Source organism: Legionella bozemanae (genome assembly GCF_900450575.1).
Classification (GTDB): domain Bacteria; phylum Pseudomonadota; class Gammaproteobacteria; order Legionellales; family Legionellaceae; genus Legionella; species Legionella bozemanae.
On record NZ_UGGY01000001.1, the window covers coordinates 2,674,582 to 2,697,799 of the forward strand.

A 23,218-nucleotide genomic window follows, 5' to 3' on the forward strand; every position below is an offset into this window, starting at 1 on the left:
TGAACATTAATGCCTAAAAAACTATATATACTACTTATACTGTTTATTGGTACTTACTTTCTTCTTTTACAGTCTCTTGCTGCCTGGCCTTTTATTATTGATGATGTTTATATTCCTTTACGTTATGCCAAACATTGGATGAGCGGAAATGGATTGCTATGGAATCTTAGTGAAGCACCAGTTGAAGGATATTCCAGTTTTAGTTTTCTTCTCCTTTCTTCTGCGGGCATGGCTTTAAATTTAAATCCTATTCTTTTATTAAAAGTGGCAGGTTTTTGGGGATTGGTATTTACAACCTGGGCAGTATATTGTTTGTCCAGATTATTATGCTCAATCTGGTTTGCATTTATTCCTTGCCTTTGGCTATTAGTGTATAGGGGACAAATTTTCTGGGCGGTGAGCGGCATGGAGACAGCAGTTTACCAAGCATTTATTTGCTTTGCCTTGTTTTTTTTATTACGAGGAATAGGTTATAACCCATTCCCCGCGAAACGCATGCATTCAAAGCCCTTGTCCTTAACGTTTGCAGGGATATTTTTTGCGTTAGCAGCATTCACACGTCCTGAAGCCCCTATACTCGTTTTACTATTTTATGCGTTAGCACTTTGGGATCGTCCAACTTTTTCTGCAACATATTACTGGCCCCTTTTTTCAAGTGGGCTAGTATTCGCCGGGATTTTTTTGCCCTATTTTCTCTGGAGATGGCATTACTTTGGGCGGTTATTTCCCAACCCCATTTATTGTAAAGGGTTCAGCAATGAGTTTATCTTTAAATTGGATTGGTCCTATTTACGTTTTGCCTGGCCTTTTATATTACTTGCTGCTGTGGCGAGTTATAAATCAAAAGATAAGCGGCCTTACTTTTTTTGGTTACCGACACTTCTTTACTTGTTGCTCTTAGGGAAAGCTGAACCCTTTTCAGCATACTTCAACCGTTTATTTCTGCCTGCTTTTGCGTTAATTCTTCCTCTTTCTTTACGGGGATTAATGCGTTTTCTTGACAAGTATTTACCTGAAAGGAATGAAGTTTATGCATTTACTTTATATATCATTGCAGGAAATATCGCATTTTTCTTCATCCCAGCAATGAATCTGAAAGCGTATCGTACTTTTACTATCAATCTCCAGCAAGGGGAAACATTAAGAGAAAGTGTTGTGGATTGGCTAGATCGTTATGTACCACAAGGATCTTGGGTCTCGTTGGGTGATGTTGGTCTCATTGGTTACCGAAGTAATTTGAATTTTTTAGATTCGTATTGCCTGAATAATAAAGCGATGAGCTGGCGTCAAGATATATATAAGTGGCAATGTGCAGAAGTGATGAAATTTAAGCCTGAGGTAATTATTCTCCAGTCCACGCTCGACAAAAAGGGGCAGTTAACTTACCAACCTACAGATGCATGTTTGCGAGAAAAACTTAAAACCAATCCTTGGTACCATTACAACATCAGTTTAGAATTTTGTTTTAATATAGATTGCTCTCGTTATGCAATATTTTCAAGAAATAACAATAGATAACCTTATTATTTCCTGCCTGGATAGATTACATACGTAGATAATAAGGCGCTCATTTTGACCATTTTATGATATAATTTTATTGTCTTTTATCTATTTCTCAGAGAGCAGATTAAAAATCCTAAATTGATTTATAAAATTTATTACTGATAACCTATTTATTATGCGCTATAAAATTACTGAACAATTTGCACGAGGTGAAGAAAAAGTCATTGCCGAATTTAGCGAATTAAATGACACACGCATCTTTCTTGCGCAAAAATCAGCAAACGCAGACTTGGAAAAACAAAAAATTATTTTCAGACTGTATGATGACTCTGATTTACTACATGAAATAAATAGGGAAAATATCTCTGTTGCCTATGCAAAATATGCAGAAGGCAATGGAGACATTAATCTTATTCAATTTCCATACCATACGATGATTAAAACACAAAAAGCTTTGGAAAAAAGAAGGATTGCAAACTTTAATGATAAAAATGATGCCAATTTATTCATAATTAGCAAATGCGAATCAGATGAATCCATCCAGGACAATGATCTCTTTTTCTTATTTAAAGAACACACTCTAATTGATACCTTAAGCAGAATTATCAACGCCCATAGAGAAAAAGAAGCAACACGCATTGCCAGAAATGAAAAAGGAGCAAAATTTCATCCAACACCAATGCCAAGACGTCCAATACCACCTGGACTTCTAAATGATTGCTGGATTGAAGAAGATGATAATGATAATTAGTAAAGGCACAGGGCAGAACAGTGAACTGGCCAAATAGGAACCAATCTTTCTTAAACTCTTGGGCAAATTGCCTCATCGCGAAATTCACTTACAAAACGCTCCAACATTTCCTTAATTTCGGATTGAATTTCTTCTTTAGCTTCGGAGTCTATATTTTTAATAAATTGCTCCGGATGATTTAAAAGAATATTTAAGGTTGCGATTTCTGCAGGAAAGGAATTATTGGCATGTCCATCAATAAGAAGATTAATCACATTAATTATATTAGGATCTTTTTGTTTTCTTAGACGATTCAGTATCGTTTGAGCATGGACTTTAAATGTATTGACTTCTTTAAAAAATTTATAATGTTCGCGCATAATCTATTTAGTTAATTAAATTCTTGCCACAAATAACAAAAAGTTGCAGTATTGTATAATAGTATATAATTTTATTCTATTTTCATGCGAAGCAAATCCGCTTTTTTCACTTTTTCTCATTATGAAATCTTATCAATAGATGACTTTGACTCTATTTTCCGCGATCTCGTATTATCGGCCTATAAGAAACGCTATAAAAGTGTGGCAGATGCTCGACTTTATTTGGCTATATCCGGAATAGACTTGGAATCTACAGTCAAAATTCTTTTGGCCATGGAACAAAATGGATTACTCAATACCTCTATAGCTAATTCCATTTTTTCACCGGTTGGATGTGGTGATATTGCAAATACGTTTTGTAAAATGATAACGGGGGATGAAATGATTTCTTCCGGGAAAGAAACGTGCTCCCTTGTACATCTTAGTGAAGAACTAGAAAAAGACTTGCCTAAAATTGTTCGTATCGACATACCAGGACATTCCTACGTCATGCTTGCTTGTGAAAAAACATCCCAAGGGGTTTTAGGATACATTTATCAATCAAATGTAGCTTATGGCATGGAGGACAATTCTTTTTCTCTTGCAGCATGGCTCATGGATTCCAAATCATGTAAAACAAATCTTTCAAAACATATGCAAAAACTGGCTCTATTGATAAATCCTGCCGTTCCCAGTTTCGATAAAGCAAACATCTATCTTGAATTATATTCCGCCAAACCCATAGTTAAGGTGGAAGTCCCTGCAAACATGCACGAAATTATTTCATATATTGATGAGAATATTTTTTTCAGATATAAAATCAAAACAATTCGTGCTAAAGACATGTTACTTATTTCAGAACGAATAAAGAGCATGACCATTCAAAATCCGGCAGAACTGCAGCAGTCTTTGGATACCTATATTGCCAAAATGAAACAAGAACTGGAGGATTTTGCTGAATTAACATCTCAACCTGCCACACAGCCCGTACAACAATCTTATCGACAATGAGTTGAGTCTATTTTTCAATACTGATCGATTATGTTACAATGTGGGCAACAATAGATTGGAATTAACCCGTGTTTTCCTCAATATCTCCAAAGAATCATCAATGGATAGCCAGTCTTTATTTTTTTCAAAGTATACCCTATGTGGTAGTCACTTTGATTGCAACTATTATGTATCAACAATATGGAATGACCAATACTCAGGCTGCTTTTTTAACCAGCCTCTTCATGCTGCCTTGGACAATTAAGCCTCTATTCGCTCCTTTTCTGGAAAATCTTGCTACGAAAAAAAAATTAACTCTTTATGCTCAAGCAACAGTGACCTTGCTTTTTATCATATTGGCATTTTGTGTCGAAAATCCCAACTTTCTTATGGTCAGCTCATTAAGTTTCGCTGCACTTGCCTTTGTTTCTTCACTTCATGATATTGTCTCTGATGGTATTTATTTAATTAATTTAAATAGCGAAGAACAAAAAAAATATGTCGCTTTTCGAAGCTTCTTTTATCAAATGGGGCGGTTAGTCATTAAAGGAGGATTGTTAGCCTTTATTGGCAACTTAGCCTTGCATTATCAACTTAAGGTATGGCAAATATTTTTTTTCAGCTTGTTTGTGATAGGATTTTTACTCACCTTGTATCATAAAACCGGAATCCCGGAAAAGCAGACAAAACAAGAGTTAATTAATCTGAATTATCGCCAAATATTTAAAACACTTCTGTTTAATACTTCAATCTATCCGATCTTATTCTTCATTTTTTTATACAATTTTTCCGAAGCGCAAATGCAAAAAATTATTCCTTTATTTTTGCTCGACAAAGATGGATTAGGTCTTAATTTATATCAGGTAGGACAACTATATGGAATTTCTGGAAGTATATTCTTGATGCTGGGTATTTTTGTATCAGGATGGCTTATTACACATTTTCTACTTGAAAAATGCCTAAAAAACATGACTTTTTTCTTGCTTCTAGGTCATTTACTTTACCTTTTATTCCCCTTTTTTCATACGAATCATCCACTACTTTATCTTGTCGTTTTATTGAATCAATTTTCTGTAGGGTTGGCCAATGGGACTTATATGGGATATCTCTTGAAGGTTGCCAATAAAAGTGGTTATCCGATGTCAATGTATACCGTCTGTACTTCCATCATGGCTTTAAGTTATGTACTTTTTGGTGCATTAAGTGGCTGGCTAGAACAGCAATTGGGATATTCTGGTTTTTTTCTTTATATTTTTGCAGCAAATACAACACTAGTCATTATAACCTGCAGAGTGATGAATAAGTATGATTGATTTCCTCGTGACGTTAGAAAATGAATTAGTACAAGCATCCTCGCTGACTGCTTGTGATCACGCCTTGAGTTGTTATTTAAACAAAAAAGGCATTACCACATTTTCATTCACTTATTATGCCTATCATCCAAATTCAGCCAATCGCTTAAAATATGATATGTGTTCTGCCAATTTCAAATCCTGGCATCAACATTACCTTACTGAACAATACCATAACATCGACAGTACACTAAATTTTGTTTACAACAATCATCTGCCGATTTATTGGAATTTAAAACAGCAATTGGCACAAGCAACCACTGAGTCAGAGCGTAAAATGCGCAAAGATTCTATAGAGTTTGGTGCGGAATCAGGTTTATCAATTCCTATTCACGGTCCGCATAATAATTTTGCAATTTTGTTATTAGTACAAATGCAACATCAACAATGCAATTTACAAGATAGTTGTGCCCAATATGAATTCTTTGTTGCAGCACATCACTATTATCACTACATCCAAACTCATCTTTTAGATCAGGTCAGTGAAAAAGAAGCATTTCATTTAACCCAACGAGAAATCCAATGCTTATTGTTGATTGCGGAACAACACTCAGTCAAAGAGATGTCACAACGGCTCGAAATCAGTGAGCGAACTATCAATTTTCATATTCAAAAAATCAATAAAAAATTAGGTACCAAAAATAAATATCAATCTTTGGCTAAGGCATTGGAATATCAATTATTAACCTTATAACCCCTGTCATAAATAACAGTGGCTACTCACCAATTACAAGCATTAAAATCCAACCACTTGTATATTGGAGAATCATAATGACTTTTTTAAAGAAATTTATGCGATTAACCATGCTTGCTGCTTCTCTTATTCCTGCAGTAGCTAATGCAACATTAACCTTATATACCACCAATTGGTCTATGTATGGTCAAAATCCTTATGAATATGATGGCGCTTATAAAAATGGTCGGCCTTATGGACAATTGGCTTATGTTTCCAATCCAGAAATGGTTGCCCAATTTAATAAGGCTGATGTCATTGTCTGGAGCTTTTTACAAGTATGGAATAGCAAAGATCCCAATCAGGCACAGTACCAAATCCCTTCCAGTTGGGATGGTTTAATGCACTTTGCCGATCTCTGGGGTGAGTTACCTTTAGAGGGCTCCTGGATATCACCCTTACCTCCAGAGACTAAAGATTTCCTTGATTTTTGTGCTGCAAATCAAGGCGCATGTACTTCCGTACAAATGAATGGCAACACCGGTCAAAAGGAATTATTTAATTACACCGATCAAAAAGGTGTAGGGCAACTCAATAGTTTTGGTGCTTTTATTCATTCCAAAAAATATACCGCAAAACGTATCATTGCCATTGGCGGAGCGAATACGGTAGATAATAAAGGAATCAGTACAGCCACATTTGCCGCGATCTTTGCCAATCAAGATAAATTCCTAAATCAATTTAAATCCTGGATGAATCATTTTAAAAATTTAAAGGGAATTGATTATGATTTTGAGCCTCCCATTGATCTGCAAACCGGCGGCCAATTACCTCCCGATGTAAACACCTTGGCAGATTACAAACATCTTTTTGATTTAGTTAAAGCCAGTCGACACACTTTGGGAAAAGATACATATATTTCTGTAACCATTACTGTGAATAAGGATTATTTGGAAAAAATCAACCAATCAGTTGATGGCGGCTGGTTTAAACAAATTGCAAATTACGCAGACAGTATCAATTTAATGACCTATGATTTACATGGCCCGTGGTCACAAAGCGGTGATCCCTATACCGCAGTTCATGCTTATTTAAAACAACCTGATACCAGCCGTAAAGATGAGTTTGCGATTAACTATGCAACCGACTCCATTACAGAACAGGTTCTTGCATACGGAATGCCCAAAGAAAAATTACAAGTGGGTTTAGCTGCCTATGGACGAGGCTTTTCTGGAGTGGAAACTGGTGAATATCCCGCCCTTCCTGGCTTTGAACAACCTTGGTCTGGTGCCAGCCATTTTGCTGCTGAATATTCAATACAGGATGGTCTCTTACCTTATAAAGCCGTAAATAAATTAGTAAATCAACTTAATTATAAGATTTATCACGTGAATGCTTTGGATGAAAATAATAATTCGTTCATTATCGGTTCTTATCTCTACAATGCAATAGCGAAACAATTTGTTGGCTACCAATCTCCAGAGGTAGTTAAAGCAGTATGCAGATTTATCAAGGACAAGCAACTTAAAGGCGCTATTATGTGGAGTGCTGATACCGATTTACCAGTTTCTAATCCAAATAGTCTAGTTGCTGCTTATAAAAGTCTCTGTAACTAATATTCTATAGCACTGCCGCAGCAGAACCAGAGAAATATCACGCATATTATCTCAACCGGGTTTCGCTGCGCTGCACCTAGGTTACAAGCCAATTTTGTACGTATTTAAGCCAGTTAAATAATCAGTTTGCACTATACTATATATATGGGAACAGAAATCGGAGGTATAGAATATGAATTCACCTATAGAGGACGATCCCTATGAAGCCGTAGTTAAAATAGATGAAATAGTTATTTCCAAAATAACTGGAAAAAACATCGATGCCTTGAAAATACATTTGAGCGATAAATGTGATTTAGAACATTCAGGAGCTGCAGGAGAAATTATTGAGCTTGCTACAGGTAAAATCATATACCGATGTTATAAACAAACCATAATAGACAAATAAATCTCTGTAATTCTTCGTAACTCCTCTCCATATTTGTTGCTTTTATTCTTTCAACTTACTATAAATAACCAGATCATTTATAATAAATTTACTTAATCAGAGGAATTGAACATACAAAATTTATGCGACTTTCGCAAAGTAACTCATTATTCATTTGCGAATGCAACTACGCGTTAAAAAAACTACGCATAATCGCATTGGACTATAATTAGACTACAATTTCGGGTAGCAAGGAGCCGCCATGAAAATTTATCTCGTTCAGCATGGAGAAAATTTAGGAAAAGAAACTGACCCCCAACAATCTCTTAGTAAAAAAGGAATAACTGACGTTGAGAATTTAGGTCATTTTCTTGCTGAGAAAAAAATAGAAATTAATCGTATGCTCCACAGCAGTAAATATAGAGCCGAGCAAACTGCGGAAATATTGGCTTCCAATTTATCTTCAAAGAAGATTGAATTTCGTCAAGGATTGGAACCTCTAGATCCCGTGAGCCCGATCGCAGATGAAATAAACCAGCAACAACACGACATCATGCTCGTAGGGCACATGCCTTTTATGGGTAAACTAATTGGTAAGCTCGTTTTACTCAATGAAGACAGTTCCATTGTTGCCTTTGTTCCTGGAACTGCCGCTTGTCTTGAGCGAACGGATGAAGGAAAATGGCTTATCAATTGGATTAGGCGCCCTTAGTCTAAAAACTTTTGCTGACAATTATATATTGAGCAAAATAAGTATTACATACTCCTAATTTAAGTTTCAAATTCCAACCCACAGATTAACGCATTTGCATACATGTTGCCTGTGCTCAATGGATCGATTACTTGATCATTGATAGAGCTGAAATGGCCTTTTCCTAAATAGAAAAAGCGATAACCACATTCCAAAGGCACACCACCACGAATAACCCGATTCAATTTGACATGAATTCCTGCGGTAGCGCTAAATTGTGCCGCATTATCCCTGGAGTAAATCATGTCAGGCAGAGTCTGACCGTCCAGTGAATTCTCTTTAAAATTATGAGCATTGATAACATTAGGACCGGCACCTACATCAATAATAAATCCATAATCTGGATTTTTTGTATTCAGTGCAGCACGAGCCATTACGTAAATAGGGAACTGCTCTAAATTATAATGGTATGATAAATTTTGGAATAAGCCTTCTTGAATTACATAACCATCTACCGAAGTTTTGGCGAGATAATAAGCATTTAGTCCATAAGACATATCAAATAATTTAGTATGGTGACCATCTACAAAATAAGCCAGGCCAACTAAATAATTTTCATCAGTGTGATTCGTTACGGTAAAATCATCACCAATCAACCCGTTAATATTAATGTGCTGCGCTTGACCTTGATGCAGCCAATGACCGCCCGCCTGAATCAGTGCATAGCCATTTCTATGTACAGGGGGATGTGTCTGAACGTGACCAGCCGAACTTGCTGTTGACGAATATAATCCCAGCAACAATAAAGTGTAGTAAATTTCTTTTTGATTAAAAAACATCATTCTTCCTATCGATCATTTAGCCAAAGGTATTTTTAGTTGTTTCTCTGATTCCAGCCTCTATCCTTAATTTTTTTAATCTACCAACCTCCATTAAGAATTACAACATACTCCCTTATTAACAAGAATAAACACAATAGCTGTAAAGATATATAATATCAATTATTGCAAGCAAAGCTAATGTATTATTAAATAAACAATTTTACTGGCAAGGAAGTCCCATCTATGTACAAACAAATTATGGTAGCAGTGGATGATACTAAAGCATCCATTTTAGCATTGAAAGAAGCAATTAAAATCGCAAAAAACCAAAACTCCAAGATATGTGTGATTCATATAATTGATACACTATATGAAGGTGATGTCGATCGAGAGGCATTTGTTGAGCTCACCAGAAAACAAGGGCAAGAAGTTTTAGACTCAATGAGAAAAATACTCAGTCGCTCAAAAGTAGCATTTGAAATGAAACTCACCGAACTCACCCCTTCTAAAGCACAAATTGCCGAAAAACTTGTTGATGAAGCAGCCGGATTTTCTGCTGACTTAATTGTTATAGGTACTCATGGTCGTCGAGGAATCCATCATATACTCACTGGTAGTGTTGCAGAGGAAGTCATACGTATATCCAAAACTCCAGTATTGCTGATTAGGCATTAAGATTAGAAAATTAATTTATTAAGTTAGAGCCGTTCCATCATACAATTGATACAATAATTGTGCATAGAGAGAAATGATTCTTTTCCATTGATTTGATAAATAATTTTTTGCTTTTATATAATTTAAATTAGTTCTCCTCAAAAAAAATTTTAATAATCACTTCATTAATCCTTAATAATCCTGTGCTATAAATTATTAGCTCATTAATTACACATATTGGTACGAATATGCCAGGATTATACTCAAAACAACGAATAAATTTCGACACACTGGCTGATACAGATTTGTCACGATATGAGTATTATCGTACTTTGCGTAGTGCCATTGGCTTATCGGCTACCAGCTATTCACAACAACAAACCACTGATGGTGTAATTTACCAATGGGATAATATTGCTCCAGAAATTGCTCTTGTTATTCTTCAAGAAGCTAAAAAACAAAAAATTAATATTCAAGATGAAGTGATTCTCAACATAGGACATGAGGCCTTCCATAAGGAACGCTTAAAAAAAGCAATAGAGAAATTGCAGAGCAATCCACGCTATGCCTTGTTTGTACAAAAACTGGCATTACATATTACCGCTAAAAAATCAAACGAACTGACCCTGGAAAATTTAGCGTCAGCGGGGATTTTTTCACTGGAACAATTTGATGAAGTATTCAGTCAATTTTTGTATGTACAGAAAAAATTAACCAAGAGTTTCCCTAATTTCGACAAGATAACAGAAGAAGATGATTATTATCAATTCATTGCTTTTATGGCCAATGAACCATTATATGAATCATTTCTCCGGTCATTTACCCATTATCTTGCCTCTGAGTTTAATAAAGGAAGAATAAAAGGTACCCATATAGAAGCGCCTAAAGAAATTGACAATCACTCACTATTAAAATTTTTCCAAGCAATTAGCTATGATTTAAGCTTACAACCACCTAAATCAAGACCACTACCAACAAATACCTTATATATCACATTACTCGATGGCAAATTACACTATACGGTCGTTGACCTAAATGGCGCTGAAATTACCGCAACAATTAATTTCAGCGAATGCAATTTTATTGTAGATGAAAAAACTACTGAAGAAGAATTAAGAAGTCACTTACCCGAGCTTTTGAAAATCACGTCTCAAAGAGGCCATACTGGGGATATTGCACGGAATAATACTGAAACATTAAGAGATAAAGGAATCGCTTTTTTGGAGAGTGATATTGGTACAAGCTTATTTTTATCTCATTTGCCGGCAATCGACCTAGTTAAGGATGAAGGGTATCAATTTACTCTTTATCAGTGGCTAAATCAGGGAAATTTGGAGCGCTTAAAAGATCTCTTGGTTGCTGGAGCATGTCAGCGCTATAACCAAACGCTGGATACTTGGATAAAACAAATAAAAGAACCCGCAGAAATAAATGAAGAATGTGAAAAAGAAATTGATTCAGTTGCTGAATTAATGAAGGAAATCACTGCACTAATCGCTAGCATTGATGATAATCCAAACGCAAAAGATGCAGAACTGGATGAGAAAATAACTCAGTTGATCATTCATTTAAAGGAAATTAAAAAATTTTACAGCAACACTCCACTTTTAAAGCCTGGGGATCAGTTTCCTTCAACAGCAGGTAATTTTGAAAATTTTATCAAAAAAATCCTGTTTCTTACATGCGATGATAAGGTAACTCAATATGTCCCAGACAATCAGGATACAGATAAAATTTGGAAATTGAATTTAGTAAATTTGGTTAATGGATTGGTAAGTGATAGAAATTTTGTTACAGCTCGTGATACAAAAGACAAGAAAGGACAATCTTTTTTAATAGATGAATCAGGTCTTGTTTTACCTCCTCCGCTCGTTTTTAGAGAACAGCTCAAAAGAAAACTTACAACATATCTTAAAAATGATGTGCATCATTATCATACAGTACAAAGTTATCAAAATGATAACTTGAATATGACTCAAGCACCCGTTGTTTTTAGAGGAGCGCACCTAACTGACTCATTAGAAGAGACCGTATTTTTTGCCAAGAAAATGACCAGGACTGGGGAATACTCTGCTGACGGTCATTTATTGTCTGGACAAGAAAATAATGTTAAAAAACATGAAATTCGCTCCGGAGCAGCCGCTACTTTGGCCACTACAGGGATGGGTGGAACACGTTCAGTTACAGATAAATTTGATATAGCCCTCAAATTTGGTGGTATGAAAGATGTAAAAATTCTCTACATCGTTCGTGGAAAAGAATCATTTCATTCTCAACCTTTTGCAGAAATTGTAGGTAAGTCGAATTTAGGTGAAATTGCTTATACGCATGTTAATCCTCATGATTATGTCATGACAATTCTCTATAACCGAGATAATGAAATACTTGATGTTATTCCTGGAAATTTAAATGGAGAAATTCAAGGCATAAGCGAATTTACCAAAGAAGTGATTCATGCGGGAATTGAATTTTACAATAAAAAAAATGGCGACCCCAAGGCACCCACCGCCCCCGTGAAGCTGCCAACTCCTCCCAGACAAGAACATAGGACAGTCATTCCTCTTTCTAAGGAAAAGCCGTTGCTGGATATCCTTCATTCTCATAAAACAGAATCGACTTCATCAGTTAAAGAAACAAAACCCTATGGAAAAAAATTGGATAGCATCAGGATCATGCGAGATACTCGTGAAGGTCATAAAACACTTTCACTAGAAACATTGCGCTCTGAAGTAGAAGCCGTTATACCACAAGGAAAAGAACTAGCTCCACCTGAGGGTTCATTTAAATTAGTTCCTGGAAGATTAGGTAAGGTGAGGGAAACTGCTGTTGAACACTTCAATATGAGACATGTTATAACACTCAAAGGTTTTAATCGATGGAGTCATCAGGAAAGGAAATTACAGGAAACATATAATCGTATATTACAACCTACTTTTATGGAAGGTGACATTCAGAAACAACTAGAACATGCCAATGTCGCTCATGAAGAGTGGTTAACTGATGTCCTAGTACCTAGATTGCAAACAGCATTGATGCTTCATCTCTCTGCCCGATTAATTACAGATTACCAAGTTGATACGGAAGAGGTGAACGCGCTGGCACAAAAATTATTTCATGAAATCTTGAAATCAAGCACTCATTATCCAAAACTCACATCGAATTGGTCCCAAATCTACGCGTTACTGGAAAAAGAAGAACTGCATCAGCGTTGTGTTAAAAATGCTCATGAAAGGATGGAAAAAATATATCCCTCCTTAAGCAAAGACAGCTACGACTATCAATTGAAATTCGAATCATGTTTGGTTATGGCCAAAAATAAAATTCAAAAACAATTGGTAAACGAAATGATGTCCGAATTTTTGGATAACAATTTGGACTATTTTACTCAACAATATAATCTGGAAAAGAAAACAGTTTATTCCTGCGCCGATAATCGTCATTTGGTCTTTTTAGGTCCAGCAGCTAGTGGTAAAAGTACTATTTCCAGCCAATATATTAAGAGAGAACAAAGAAAGGATTATGTCTCCTTGGCCACAGATGATTATCGAGGCATATTTTTGCCATTTACAGAAGAGTTTGAAAAACAAGAAACCGATCAAGTCTTTATCCGTACACAAGATAGCGCTTATTTGATCAGCGAGCTTGTTGAAGAGCGTATTTTAGCCCAAAAAGATAAAAGACCGAATGTAATTATAGATGGGGTGACTTATAAATCGTCACAAAAAGCTTTAGTAGAAAAAAATAATAATTCTGTTGTAGTCTGTGCTTGTTTGGATGATATGTCTTTGGCCGTTAAACGCTCTTATGATAGAGCAAAACAAGAGGAAAGTGGTTCGGCTGATAAAGGGCGCTATGTGAACACAACCAGTTTACTTCATATGCACAAAACAGCCAGCATCAACCTATTAATTTCTTGTGCCCCTAATACAACCATTGCGTTTTATAATACGAACATACCCCGTGGTGCAACTCCTCCATTGATTGCTACTGTAGATACCCATGGAGAAAAGACACTAACAATTCATCATGATAAAGGCTCATTGATGTATTTGGCCTCTTTTTTCAATAAAGCACGAGTGAATGTTCAAGCTAGAAGTGATCACCATCTTTTTTTAGATAAATTAAAACGACCTGAATTTCAGATTGATTCATTATTCGCAGTAATGGATCACGGATTTAAAATTATTTTAGATGGTGAAAATAACATGCCTTGCTTAACTATTAGAAAAGAAACGGGGAAGATAATTATGGAAATTCTCGATTCAGAACAAGTCAAAAATAAAATCAGAGAAAATACCACTGAAAAACCCTTGTTACAAATGCTTATATTGCATGGACAGCACGGTAGTTTGAAAGCAGTGCAGAAAGAATGTTTGCTGCATGAAGATATTGATTTAATGGTCGAACAAATCATTGACTCCCAATCGAGTGCACGGCAGATATCAATAAGCGATAACAGATCATGCACTTAAAAGACAACTTGCATCTATAATATATACAGTGAAAAATTAATGCCATATAAATCATTTTTAAACCAAAAGGAAATACAATGGATGCTTGTTTGCTAGAAAAAATCACGCGCGAGAAAGCTAAAATAGCACAGTTTATTGATTCTATGCGTGACATCTTTGAGAAAACCCCTGATGAATACGAAAAAGCAAACCGTCTGGAGGTATTTGATACTTTATTACTTTTAGCAACCTATGCTCAAGCTGATGAGCTTGAAAATGAATTTCAAATCACGTTACCTAACAACGAACACAATGATTCAATAACCTATTTGTGTCAACAACTTCGAGAAATCAATGGTTTTTGCCAATGTTCCTTTAGCGATGAGCATAGTGTGTACCAGGATTTATTCGCTGAGATAACTCCAGAAAAAAAACAAGCCGTGCGCGACCTTTTAAGTAAAGAAATTTCCGAACTCATTTTTGAGAAAACAAATACTGGATCAATTCGTTTCGGTATCTAAAAATAGGAGGCTCCTGCACTTTAAAATAAATAGTCAATTTTATCCGTTTTAAAATGGATTTTACTTACGTTAAGTTCTTGTTTTGAAGAGCAAACATTCCTTTAAGTTAAGAAGCAAAACAATAGCACTATAATAAAAAATGCGATAATATGGCGCTCTGTTGTTTTCTCAGGAGAATTATTCTGAGTACCTTTTTTAATGCCACATCTACAGCAGCTTCTGCAATTTATGCAGAATTTAAGTTCTACCCTTACTATAATTTTGGTTTTCATCTTGACGCGATTATCAGTTTTTTCTGTCATATTTTTCGCGCCCTGTATGACCTGACTGCTTTTTTATTACGTGTAGTCGCTACCCCATTTTTTCTTTTAAATCCCTTTTGTTGGCCCAGTTTACCCAGCCATGCTTTAAATCTTGTCGACGATATAGTAGGTACTGCGCTCAGTCTAGTCAGCATTGCCATTCATCCTATTCTTTTCATTATCCGTACGTTAAGCTCCATGATTCGAGGTTATGATGAAGGAACAGACTATGATTGGGGTTCAGATCAAGAAGAAGAAGATCTGAACATGGCAATGGCAATTTGGTAACAACTCAGCTGTTATATTCTACTAGATAAAATTTTCATCCACTTTTTTTAGAGTGACGCTCCGCTACTGGTGCAAAAGTTCCTTGTTTTAAGAAACTCATAATTAACTGCCTGGTTTTTGCATTATTCATAATAAAAGTATGGTTGGAATCAACAATCATTGGCTCATTTTGTCCTTCTAAACGAGCAAACTCAGGCGGTACTTTCGCATCATAACGTCCTGCGATAATCCCTATTTTAATGTTTGGTACCGATACATGATGTACGTATGAGGTGTGATCAGAACTTAATTCAACTAATGGTTTGATTGGAGAAGTGAGCATGGGAAATATTTCCGTAGAAAGCTTCGCCAGTTTTGAACCTTGATTTGGCGGAGCCAACATGATGAGACTGCCAATATTTTTTAATTGTTTTGGCGAAAAGCTGGATAATGCCTCTCGAGTAATAATGCCTCCAAGACTATGAGTAATAAAATTAATTTTAACACCTGGATTTTTCTCTAATAAATTTTTAATAAACCGATTCAAATAAATCCCATGTTCCTGGATACTGTATTTTGCAGAAGGATAACTATAGGAATAAACGAGATAACCTTGTCTTTTTAGATAAATTTTTAATGGCCACATACTGAGGGAAGTACGCATCAAACCATGTATTAATACGATGATTTCCTGATTTTGTTTTGGTTTGACCTGAGCAGAATTAGAAGTTGTGTTGGTTTGCTTCGTGCTATTAGGAAAAAATGCATAAGCATGAACCGTACAGCCCATCCCAATAAAAATCATTAGAACGAGTCGAGCAAGCAATCGACTTTTAAGAATGGTTCTAGTCATTATTTCCCTTTAATTGATACTAACCCCCATCATTCTAACTAATTTTCAACGAATATAGCAGACAGGCTCAAAAAATTTTCCAATTTTAATATCTTGTCAAATTGACCCGATTTCTGGGCTCCGAAGCCATAGCCATCATGCGAAGCATAAAGCGGATGTTGTCATGATAGGAATCCATTCATAGTTGAGCTCATTGCCCATATAAAAAATGGATCCCCGCCTGCGCGGGGATGACAGCGTTACTTGCGATTGAGTAAAATGAAACACTAAATACTCTTATATAAGTTCCGAAACTCCCAAGCAAACTATTCACATGAAAACAGCCCTCAGTATTTCATAAAATTAACTTGCATCAATTTATGCTCATAAAATGTGCTATAAATTATCTTTTTTCTCTATCCATGACAACAAATCTGTCATGCCCGCGCAGGCATTAGCCTTAAGTTTTTGTTGACTTTAAAATCCGCTCATGCTGAGGAGGCGTTTTAACGCCGTCTCGAAGCATAAACCGATAAAGCATTCCAGTCTTGACGAAAAAGAGCTTCTTTTTTTCTACGACTCCAGCCCTGAATTTGTTTTTCAGCAATGTAGGCTTCTTCTCTTGTATTAAAAGATTCAGAATACATTAATTTTACTGGCAAACGAGTACTGGTATAGCAATTCGGAAAAATTTTGTTTTGATGTTGGTATAAACGAACTTCAAGATTATCAGTATGGCCTGTATAATAGCTGCCATCTCGGCATTGAAGAATATAGACATAGAACATGCTTAACTCCGTTTTGTGTTGGACTAATGCTTCGAGACGGCGTTAAAACGCCTCCTCAGCATGAGCGGATTAAACTTATATTTTTGAGCATGTGTCAACAAAAACTTTAAGCTAATTGGAAGCCCTCCGCCTGCGCGGACATGACAGATTTTTTCCATATCTTATGGTTATACATGACATCAATATTTACCCGAGCATTGACGAAGCAAGAAATGATGCTCTAGTACCTGTTGTAACAAGCAGCGCATCAATTTTTAATCCCACTAATGATCCAAAACCAGGAGTTTGTTATGTTGAAAAAAATGATTATGGTATCTCTTTGTACGATTAACTTATCTGCTTTTGTTCCTGCTTATGCAAATGAGGATTTAAGCTGTAAAATTGAAGTTGCTGTTGCTACGCCACCCGTGCAATTTAATCAAAACGTCGCATTTAATGTGACCAATGAATTTGGTTTAAGTAAATCACTCACGTTGTTCGGTGGAAAAGCACCTCAATTTATTGACAGATTGCCCTGCACTCCAGTTCCTCTGGCAATCAGTGCAACCGTATATTCAATACCAACCTTGTTGCAAGGACCGGTTATTGGTCAATGTGTTTTAAAAGCAGGGCCAGTTATTTTAAATGGTTCGGACAATAGTGTTTCAGTAGTATTTCCTTACGATTTTAATTGTCCTTTTTAATTGGAGTATATTTGCCTGCATCACCGCAGATGCAGGCAAATACCGTTTGGATATCTTTTTTAAAGTGAGTCATTATCTTTCTTGCAGTGCATTCCCCAACTTGCACCAAGACAAGTGAATATAGCTCCCACGAGAAACAGTACAAAAATTATGAGTGCTCCTGAAGCAAGATTTGTTGGAGTCACATTAACCTCTACTACAGCCTCTTTTTGACCATTCTTTGTTAAAGAAGAAATTTTGGTAGTACCAACAGGAGTGGAAATTTGATTCACTGTAATGGGAACTGCTACTACTGTTCGTGAAACGGAGTTAGTATAGGTTACTACATATTGACTTAAAAGCCCTATCAGTGCAGCCCCCAAGATTAAAGCCAAAACCCAGGTAGTAAAACCATAAATAGTCCCCAAATTACGTTCAGGACAATACAATCGTCCCAAGTAGCCGGCGACATAACCAGCAATAATCGTGGAGATCACAATACCAATAATTATTCCCAACAAACCACCCACAACTACAATGACTGATCCATTACTCATCGTTTTAAAGGCACTTAACCCGATAGCAATTCCTAAAAGATTTAATAAAAAACTAAGACCTAGCGCAGTTAGAGCACCAACAAAAATAGCTGTCCAAGAAATACATTTATTTGGATGTATATGGCAGTGTTCGTGATCCGGCGTACCTTTATTTACCATTTGAGCCTCCTTATCTCATAATGAACAGCACAGTTCCGGGAACTATGATGTGCTTTTTGGGCTGTTACTGTCAATTTATGGTTGATTTATAATATGGATTAATAAGTTGTTTTTATTAGGAAATTAACCCATGTATTTTTATTTTTCAAGATGGCATACCACAAAGCTGTAGATGCGTAGCCCCATCTTAAACTCGCTCTAGAATTCAGCGATTTGCTCTACATTTCGTACAATATTTTTTGCAATAACACCTAAAGGTAAATCGTTATCATCTTTACCAAAAGGCTCTTCTAACTCTTCAGATAACATTTCCAACCCCAACAAAATATATACGATCATGACCATCATTGGAATAATCAAAAATCCGAAGGTATCTACCCAACCGAAAGGGAACATGATGGCATAAAAAAGCATTGCTTGCTTTACAAAAAAAGCAAAAGCTGGCGGTACAGGAGTATTTGCAATTCGCTCACAACCTCCAGTCATGTCAATCAAATTAGCTAAATGGATGTCCAGCGCCAGGTATTGCTCAAGTTGCAATTTATTTTCTTGACGTAATTGATTCAGAATACGATACATTTTTTGGGTTACCAAAAGTACAGGATTTTTTCCTTCGAATTCATGAATACATAAGGAAAGCAACTCCGTATGAAGCTCCCTATTTTCTTTGCGTAAATGGGCTTTGATAATAACAGGTAATTTTTTCAACAATTCATAAAAATCAGGACATTCATGTAAGCCAATAAACGCATCGAATTTTAAACCTAAGTTTCTGCAATTATTAACGATTGAACCCCATAAAATTCGTCCTTCCCACCAACGTGAGTAACTGGTGTTTACCCTGAAACTAATAACTATAGTGAGGATAAAGCTAAAAATTAGATGAAATTGACCTAAATTATAGCGTGCTGCATTTTCAAAAAAATAAAGGATTATTTCAGCGTATACGACAATAATGAGTGTTATTGGTAATAATTTCCGAAACACTTTTTCTTTATAAAACAAGAAAAGATGATGCACCCAGGTTAAAAGATTATGTGATCTCATCGATACTTACCCTAAATAAAAAGATACAGTGTACTTGAGTATTATCGTGAAGCAAAACCTTTCCATTCGTGACATAAGGCATTGAAAGGGTTTAATATGCGCACTCAATTCAAATAAAAGGATGTATGATTATGTTGACTTATATTACCCAACTCTTGAACAGTGCTCTTGAAGGATTTGACGAAACGTTTAAAGACACTCCCGCCCATCAAATTGTTTTCGCTACAGCAGCCCTTTATTTTCTCTGGCAGCAATATCCTGCAATTGCTCAGGCTTATCGTGCACGAAATAACACAACCTACAAGCAACGCGTAATTGATACAGCCTATAGCCTGGGTAAAAACTTACCCCAGGTAAAGGCGTACCTGGATAAGGAGCTCAACAAAGATCTCCAAAGTACTAAAGAAAAGCTAAAAGAATTACGTAGCCAAATGGCGCTCCAAGATAAAATTCCTGAAGAAAGTGTATCGCCTGTCTTGATTTTAAAAGAATTCGGCATCAATCCTGAAGAGTGTTTTTTTAACTTCGGCGAAGTACAAAACGATGATAAGGCAAGACAATTTACTGTGCAGCAAGGAGATGGACAAGATTCAGGGGCGCTCTATGCTGTCCACCCCCAAGAACTGACTGAATTGCTAAAAGAAGTATATGCTAAAACTGCTTTAACTAATCCTCTACATGATAAATGGCCACGTATTATCGCCATGCAAGCTGAGATTATCCGCTGGTGTCAGGAATTATTTGGCGGTTCTAAAGAGAGTTATGGTCTGATCACACACGGAGGTTCTACAAGTATCATTGAAGCAATGGCCGCTTATGTAATCCATGCACGTGCCAAAGGAATTAAATATCCTGAAATTGTAGTTCCTGAAACAGCACATGCAGCGTTTAAAAAAGCAGCTGACTTAACAGGGGCTCGACTCATCACCGTTCCAGTCGATCCTAAAACAGGTGCAGTTACCGCGAGTGACATGCGGAAATACATTTCGAGCAATACTGCTGTAATCGTTGGCTCTGCACCTTCCTTTATGAATGGTATTCATGATCCGATTAGTGAATTAGGCCAATTAGCACAAGAAAAAGGAGTTCCGTTTCACGTCGATGCCTGTTTAGGCGGATTTTTAACTGCTTTTCTTGATACCTCAAAGAATCCTATGGATTTTCGTGTTAAGGGAGTGACCTCAATTTCTGCCGATTTGCATAAATATGGCTGCTGTCCTAAAGGAACCTCAGTCTGCCTATTCAGTGATGACTCCCCTGCTTTGTCGGTATATGCTGCTTTAAACTGGTCAGGTGGACTTTACACTACACCCGGTATTTTGGATGGTTCAACCAGTGGGGCACGAGTTGCAGAAATATATGCCACACTCTCCTATTACGGACATAAAAAATATCAGGAAATTTCTGAAAGCATCATCGCAATGCGTCAACGGCTGCAAGACCGAGTCGAACAATTATCAAAACCCAATGAATCAGGAAAAAAAGACATTTATATTTTTGGAACCCCTCAATGGTCCATATTGGGTTTTCGCAGCGACACGTTAAACTCACATTTTATTGCTGATGAATTAGAAAAACGTGGTTGGAAATTGAATTTATTGCAAAAACCTGATGGATTTCATTTATGTTTGACCCACGTTCATACTTTAGTTGAACATTTTGAAGATAAGTTCATTAGTGATCTACAGGAATCTATAGCTGCAGTAAAAAAATATCCTGAAGATAAAAAGCCCACTGGTAATGTAAAAGTCTATGGCACTATAGGAATATTACCCACAGCAGTACAAGAAATGGTATGCAGACAATATCAAAAAACCCGTCTTTATTATGAAGCAACCTGCAGTAAGTTAGGGTTGTTTTCAGCCAGCAAAAAACAAGAAGAGGAAATGGATAAACCAGAAATTAAGAATGCTCTAAATTACTAATTTTTCATGACGGACTCGAGTGAGAGACTCAGTCCGTCACAAAAGGATTAGGAATAACCCGGTCGCCCTCACTCATTCCGTCATACCTGCGCAGGGATTGACAGAATCAAGATAAACGATGCATTCCTCACTTTAATTTTACAATGTTGTAAAGAGCTCTCAGGCAGAAACAAGCATACAGGTTTTCCAGATTGCCTCCTTTCTTTAGGCCGGTTAAGATAGATAGAATTAAAATCTAAAGGAATAGATCCATGAGTGATTTTTTTCAAACACCTCCACGCTTGGGCAATCAATATGATGAAGATCGAGTTTTAAAGGCTTATCTGGAATGGAAACTCCCTTCTTCCATGTTGACTCAAGTTCAGCCGGAATTGCATCGTCTTGGCCAACGAGTTATTGAAGATATTTATAAATTAGGACAAGAGGCTGAAGCATTCCCCCCCAAGCATGTCCCTTATGATCCCTGGGGCAAACGTATTGATCATATTGAAGTGTCGCAAGCATGGAAGGAGCTTGATAAAATCTCTGCGGAGGAAAAATTAATTGCCATAGGTTATGAACGGCAGCATGGTGCGTTATCACGCATACATCAATTTGCCAAATTGTATTTGTTTCATCCTTCATCAGCAATTTATACGTGTCCTCTAGCAATGACCGATGGCGCTGCGCGTGCCTTAGAGCTTTATGCGGATGAATCATTAAAAAACCATGCATTCCCCCATCTGACTTCTTCTGATCCAGCCCGCTTCTGGACTTCGGGACAATGGATGACTGAACGTACAGGAGGCTCTGATGTCAGCAACACTTCAACCATCGCCAGACCAGATGGCTCCCATTTTCGTCTCAGCGGCGTTAAATGGTTCACTTCTGCCACAACCTCACAAATCGCCATGACTCTTGCCCGTATTGAGGGAGCTCCCGAAGGCAGTAAAGGGCTCAGTTTGTTTTATCTGGAGCTTCGTGATCCAATGGGCAAACTGAATGGCATTCGTATCAATCGTCTAAAAGATAAATTAGGTACTCGTGCCTTACCTACTGCAGAATTAACTTTAGAGGATGCTCCTGCCCTCTTAGTTGGAAATGCAGGTGATGGTGTTAAAAAAATTTCTTCTCTGTTTAATATTACACGCATATACAATGCATGTTGTGCTGTTGGTTATATGCGTCGAGCCCTTGCACTTGCTCGTGATTATGCAACAAAACGTGTTGCTTTTGGCCACACTTTGTCAAAGCATGTACTCCATCTGGAAACATTAGCAAGTATGCAATTAGAATTTACTGCAGCATTCCATCTGGTTTTTCATGCTATTGAACTGTTGGGAAAGGATGAATTAGGTGAAGCAACAGAAACCGAACGGGCTGTACTAAGGCTTTTGACTCCATTGATAAAACTTTATACGGCAAAACAGTCAATTGCTTTAGTTAGTGAAGCATTAGAAGCTTTTGGAGGGGCAGGCTATATTGAAGATACAGGGCTTCCACAATTATTAAGAAACGCACAAGTCTTATCCATATGGGAAGGCACAACCAATATTCTCAGTCTTGATGCATTACGCGCTATGCATAAAGAGAATGCGGCTTTCTTTTTTCTTGAAGACATCAAAAAACGATTAAGCCATATCGCCAATAAAGAACTCATTCAATCGCAAGTGAAAATTCAGCACACCACTCAAAAACTGGGAAATTACATCCAGTCTATATCGCAGATGAGTGATGAAGAGCAGCAAGCAGGAGCACGACAACTTGCTTTTGCATTAGCACAAACCTATGCAGCGAGTTTATTGTTAGAACATGCTCAATGGTCTTCGCAACACAATAAAGACACTCTGCCAACAATTACTGCAATTCGATGGTGTGAAAAAAATCCACCTGAACTGCTCGATTTCTCGGAAAGCTATAGAAAAGGATCACAATTATTGGCCATGGATTATAACGATTTTCACTAAGATGG

21 protein-coding genes are annotated in these 23,218 nt (G+C 36.7%); 15 read left to right on the forward strand and 6 right to left on the reverse strand.

The window, feature by feature from the left end:
* Positions 1–9 precede the first annotated feature (9 nt).
* Complete coding sequence (locus DY223_RS11740; RefSeq protein ID WP_058460235.1) at positions 10–1,518, forward strand: PLC family EF-hand domain-containing protein; 1,509 nt, start codon at positions 10–12, stop codon at positions 1,516–1,518.
* A gap of 160 nt (positions 1,519–1,678) precedes the next feature.
* The gene (locus DY223_RS11745; protein ID WP_058460234.1) at positions 1,679–2,254 is read left to right on the forward strand and encodes a hypothetical protein; all 576 of its coding nucleotides are present in this window, start codon (positions 1,679–1,681) and stop codon (positions 2,252–2,254) included.
* Positions 2,255–2,304: 50 nt separating this feature from the next.
* On the opposite strand, the gene DY223_RS11750 is transcribed toward DY223_RS11745, so the two are convergent.
* A complete protein-coding gene (locus DY223_RS11750; protein ID WP_058460233.1) occupies positions 2,305–2,613 on the reverse strand; it encodes a hypothetical protein in 309 nt (102 codons plus the stop codon).
* Positions 2,614–2,697: 84 nt separating this feature from the next.
* Here DY223_RS11750 and DY223_RS11755 point away from each other — a divergent pair, with 84 nt between their 5' ends.
* The 6 genes from DY223_RS11755 to sixA all read left to right on the forward strand — a co-directional run bounded on the left by DY223_RS11755 (position 2,698) and on the right by sixA (position 8,302).
* Positions 2,698–3,603: a hypothetical protein gene (locus DY223_RS11755; protein ID WP_058460232.1), complete on the forward strand. Its 906-nt coding sequence runs from the start codon at positions 2,698–2,700 to the stop codon at positions 3,601–3,603.
* A gap of 68 nt (positions 3,604–3,671) precedes the next feature.
* Positions 3,672–4,895, forward strand: coding sequence for an MFS transporter (locus DY223_RS11760; RefSeq protein WP_058460231.1), 1,224 nt, complete (start codon positions 3,672–3,674; stop codon positions 4,893–4,895).
* Positions 4,888–5,628 carry a helix-turn-helix transcriptional regulator gene (locus DY223_RS11765; RefSeq protein ID WP_058460230.1) on the forward strand — a complete coding sequence of 247 codons (741 nt, stop codon included), beginning with the start codon at positions 4,888–4,890 and terminating at the stop codon, positions 5,626–5,628. The genes DY223_RS11760 and DY223_RS11765 overlap by 8 nt, the downstream gene beginning before the upstream one ends.
* A gap of 77 nt (positions 5,629–5,705) precedes the next feature.
* Positions 5,706–7,223 carry a glycosyl hydrolase family 18 protein gene (locus tag DY223_RS11770; RefSeq protein ID WP_058460229.1) on the forward strand — a complete coding sequence of 506 codons (1,518 nt, stop codon included), beginning with the start codon at positions 5,706–5,708 and terminating at the stop codon, positions 7,221–7,223.
* 172 nt (positions 7,224–7,395) lie between these two features.
* Entirely contained in the window at positions 7,396–7,611 is a 216-nt protein-coding gene (locus DY223_RS11775) for a hypothetical protein (RefSeq protein ID WP_058460228.1), read from the forward strand.
* Between the two features lie 241 nt (positions 7,612–7,852).
* Positions 7,853–8,302 (forward strand): phosphohistidine phosphatase SixA, encoded by a 450-nt coding sequence (gene sixA / locus DY223_RS11780; protein ID WP_058460227.1) that lies wholly within the window; start codon positions 7,853–7,855, stop codon positions 8,300–8,302.
* 59 nt (positions 8,303–8,361) lie between these two features.
* Here sixA and DY223_RS11785 read toward each other — a convergent pair whose 3' ends face one another.
* Complete coding sequence (locus DY223_RS11785; protein WP_235810551.1) at positions 8,362–9,123, reverse strand: hypothetical protein; 762 nt, start codon at positions 9,121–9,123, stop codon at positions 8,362–8,364.
* Positions 9,124–9,345: 222 nt separating this feature from the next.
* Here DY223_RS11785 and DY223_RS11790 point away from each other — a divergent pair, with 222 nt between their 5' ends.
* The 4 genes from DY223_RS11790 (at position 9,346) to DY223_RS11805 (ending at position 15,318) form a co-directional block, all read left to right on the forward strand.
* Complete coding sequence (locus tag DY223_RS11790) at positions 9,346–9,777, forward strand: universal stress protein (RefSeq protein WP_058460225.1); 432 nt, start codon at positions 9,346–9,348, stop codon at positions 9,775–9,777.
* A gap of 227 nt (positions 9,778–10,004) precedes the next feature.
* A complete protein-coding gene (locus DY223_RS11795; RefSeq protein WP_058460224.1) occupies positions 10,005–14,228 on the forward strand; it encodes a zeta toxin family protein in 4,224 nt (1,407 codons plus the stop codon).
* 77 nt (positions 14,229–14,305) lie between these two features.
* Positions 14,306–14,728 (forward strand): hypothetical protein, encoded by a 423-nt coding sequence (locus DY223_RS11800; RefSeq protein WP_058460223.1) that lies wholly within the window; start codon positions 14,306–14,308, stop codon positions 14,726–14,728.
* A 149-nt stretch (positions 14,729–14,877) separates the two neighbouring features.
* Positions 14,878–15,318: a hypothetical protein gene (locus tag DY223_RS11805; protein ID WP_058460222.1), complete on the forward strand. Its 441-nt coding sequence runs from the start codon at positions 14,878–14,880 to the stop codon at positions 15,316–15,318.
* Between the two features lie 34 nt (positions 15,319–15,352).
* Here DY223_RS11805 and DY223_RS11810 read toward each other — a convergent pair whose 3' ends face one another.
* Together DY223_RS11810 and DY223_RS11815 are read right to left on the reverse strand one after the other, a co-directional pair.
* Entirely contained in the window at positions 15,353–16,150 is a 798-nt protein-coding gene (locus tag DY223_RS11810; RefSeq protein ID WP_058460221.1) for an esterase/lipase family protein, read from the reverse strand.
* 485 nt (positions 16,151–16,635) lie between these two features.
* Positions 16,636–16,917: a GIY-YIG nuclease family protein gene (locus DY223_RS11815; RefSeq protein ID WP_058460220.1), complete on the reverse strand. Its 282-nt coding sequence runs from the start codon at positions 16,915–16,917 to the stop codon at positions 16,636–16,638.
* A gap of 290 nt (positions 16,918–17,207) precedes the next feature.
* Between DY223_RS11815 and DY223_RS11820 the strand changes: the two genes are divergently transcribed.
* Positions 17,208–17,600, forward strand: coding sequence for a hypothetical protein (locus tag DY223_RS11820; protein WP_058460219.1), 393 nt, complete (start codon positions 17,208–17,210; stop codon positions 17,598–17,600).
* Positions 17,601–17,659: 59 nt separating this feature from the next.
* Here DY223_RS11820 and DY223_RS11825 read toward each other — a convergent pair whose 3' ends face one another.
* Positions 17,660–18,295: a hypothetical protein gene (locus DY223_RS11825; RefSeq protein ID WP_058460218.1), complete on the reverse strand. Its 636-nt coding sequence runs from the start codon at positions 18,293–18,295 to the stop codon at positions 17,660–17,662.
* A 198-nt stretch (positions 18,296–18,493) separates the two neighbouring features.
* A complete protein-coding gene (locus DY223_RS11830; RefSeq protein ID WP_058460217.1) occupies positions 18,494–19,342 on the reverse strand; it encodes a bestrophin family protein in 849 nt (282 codons plus the stop codon).
* A 131-nt stretch (positions 19,343–19,473) separates the two neighbouring features.
* Between DY223_RS11830 and DY223_RS11835 the strand changes: the two genes are divergently transcribed.
* Together DY223_RS11835 and DY223_RS11840 are read left to right on the forward strand one after the other, a co-directional pair.
* Positions 19,474–21,267 carry a pyridoxal phosphate-dependent decarboxylase family protein gene (locus DY223_RS11835; RefSeq protein ID WP_058460216.1) on the forward strand — a complete coding sequence of 598 codons (1,794 nt, stop codon included), beginning with the start codon at positions 19,474–19,476 and terminating at the stop codon, positions 21,265–21,267.
* A gap of 251 nt (positions 21,268–21,518) precedes the next feature.
* A complete protein-coding gene (locus DY223_RS11840) occupies positions 21,519–23,213 on the forward strand; it encodes an acyl-CoA dehydrogenase family protein (RefSeq protein ID WP_058460215.1) in 1,695 nt (564 codons plus the stop codon).
* Positions 23,214–23,218 lie beyond the last annotated feature (5 nt).

Excerpts from the sequence above, each read along its gene's own strand:
- DY223_RS11750 (WP_058460233.1), bottom strand. The coding sequence starts at position 2,613 with ATGCGCGAACATTATAAATTTTTTAAAGAAGTCAATACATTTAAAGTC.
- DY223_RS11765 (WP_058460230.1), top strand. The coding sequence starts at position 4,888 with ATGATTGATTTCCTCGTGACGTTAGAAAATGAATTAGTACAAGCATCC.
- DY223_RS11745 (WP_058460234.1), top strand. The coding sequence starts at position 1,679 with ATGCGCTATAAAATTACTGAACAATTTGCACGAGGTGAAGAAAAAGTC.
- DY223_RS11835 (WP_058460216.1), top strand. The coding sequence starts at position 19,474 with ATGTTGACTTATATTACCCAACTCTTGAACAGTGCTCTTGAAGGATTT.
- sixA (WP_058460227.1), top strand. The coding sequence starts at position 7,853 with ATGAAAATTTATCTCGTTCAGCATGGAGAAAATTTAGGAAAAGAAACT.
- DY223_RS11785 (WP_235810551.1), bottom strand. The coding sequence starts at position 9,123 with ATGATGTTTTTTAATCAAAAAGAAATTTACTACACTTTATTGTTGCTG.
- DY223_RS11795 (WP_058460224.1), top strand. The coding sequence starts at position 10,005 with ATGCCAGGATTATACTCAAAACAACGAATAAATTTCGACACACTGGCT.
- DY223_RS11800 (WP_058460223.1), top strand. The coding sequence starts at position 14,306 with ATGGATGCTTGTTTGCTAGAAAAAATCACGCGCGAGAAAGCTAAAATA.
- DY223_RS11755 (WP_058460232.1), top strand. The coding sequence starts at position 2,698 with ATGCGAAGCAAATCCGCTTTTTTCACTTTTTCTCATTATGAAATCTTA.
- DY223_RS11770 (WP_058460229.1), top strand. The coding sequence starts at position 5,706 with ATGACTTTTTTAAAGAAATTTATGCGATTAACCATGCTTGCTGCTTCT.
- DY223_RS11790 (WP_058460225.1), top strand. The coding sequence starts at position 9,346 with ATGTACAAACAAATTATGGTAGCAGTGGATGATACTAAAGCATCCATT.
- DY223_RS11840 (WP_058460215.1), top strand. The coding sequence starts at position 21,519 with ATGAGTGATTTTTTTCAAACACCTCCACGCTTGGGCAATCAATATGAT.
- DY223_RS11740 (WP_058460235.1), top strand. The coding sequence starts at position 10 with ATGCCTAAAAAACTATATATACTACTTATACTGTTTATTGGTACTTAC.
- DY223_RS11815 (WP_058460220.1), bottom strand. The coding sequence starts at position 16,917 with ATGTTCTATGTCTATATTCTTCAATGCCGAGATGGCAGCTATTATACA.
- DY223_RS11825 (WP_058460218.1), bottom strand. The coding sequence starts at position 18,295 with ATGGTAAATAAAGGTACGCCGGATCACGAACACTGCCATATACATCCA.
- DY223_RS11775 (WP_058460228.1), top strand. The coding sequence starts at position 7,396 with ATGAATTCACCTATAGAGGACGATCCCTATGAAGCCGTAGTTAAAATA.
- DY223_RS11805 (WP_058460222.1), top strand. The coding sequence starts at position 14,878 with ATGGCGCTCTGTTGTTTTCTCAGGAGAATTATTCTGAGTACCTTTTTT.
- DY223_RS11830 (WP_058460217.1), bottom strand. The coding sequence starts at position 19,342 with ATGAGATCACATAATCTTTTAACCTGGGTGCATCATCTTTTCTTGTTT.
- DY223_RS11820 (WP_058460219.1), top strand. The coding sequence starts at position 17,208 with ATGTTGAAAAAAATGATTATGGTATCTCTTTGTACGATTAACTTATCT.
- DY223_RS11810 (WP_058460221.1), bottom strand. The coding sequence starts at position 16,150 with ATGACTAGAACCATTCTTAAAAGTCGATTGCTTGCTCGACTCGTTCTA.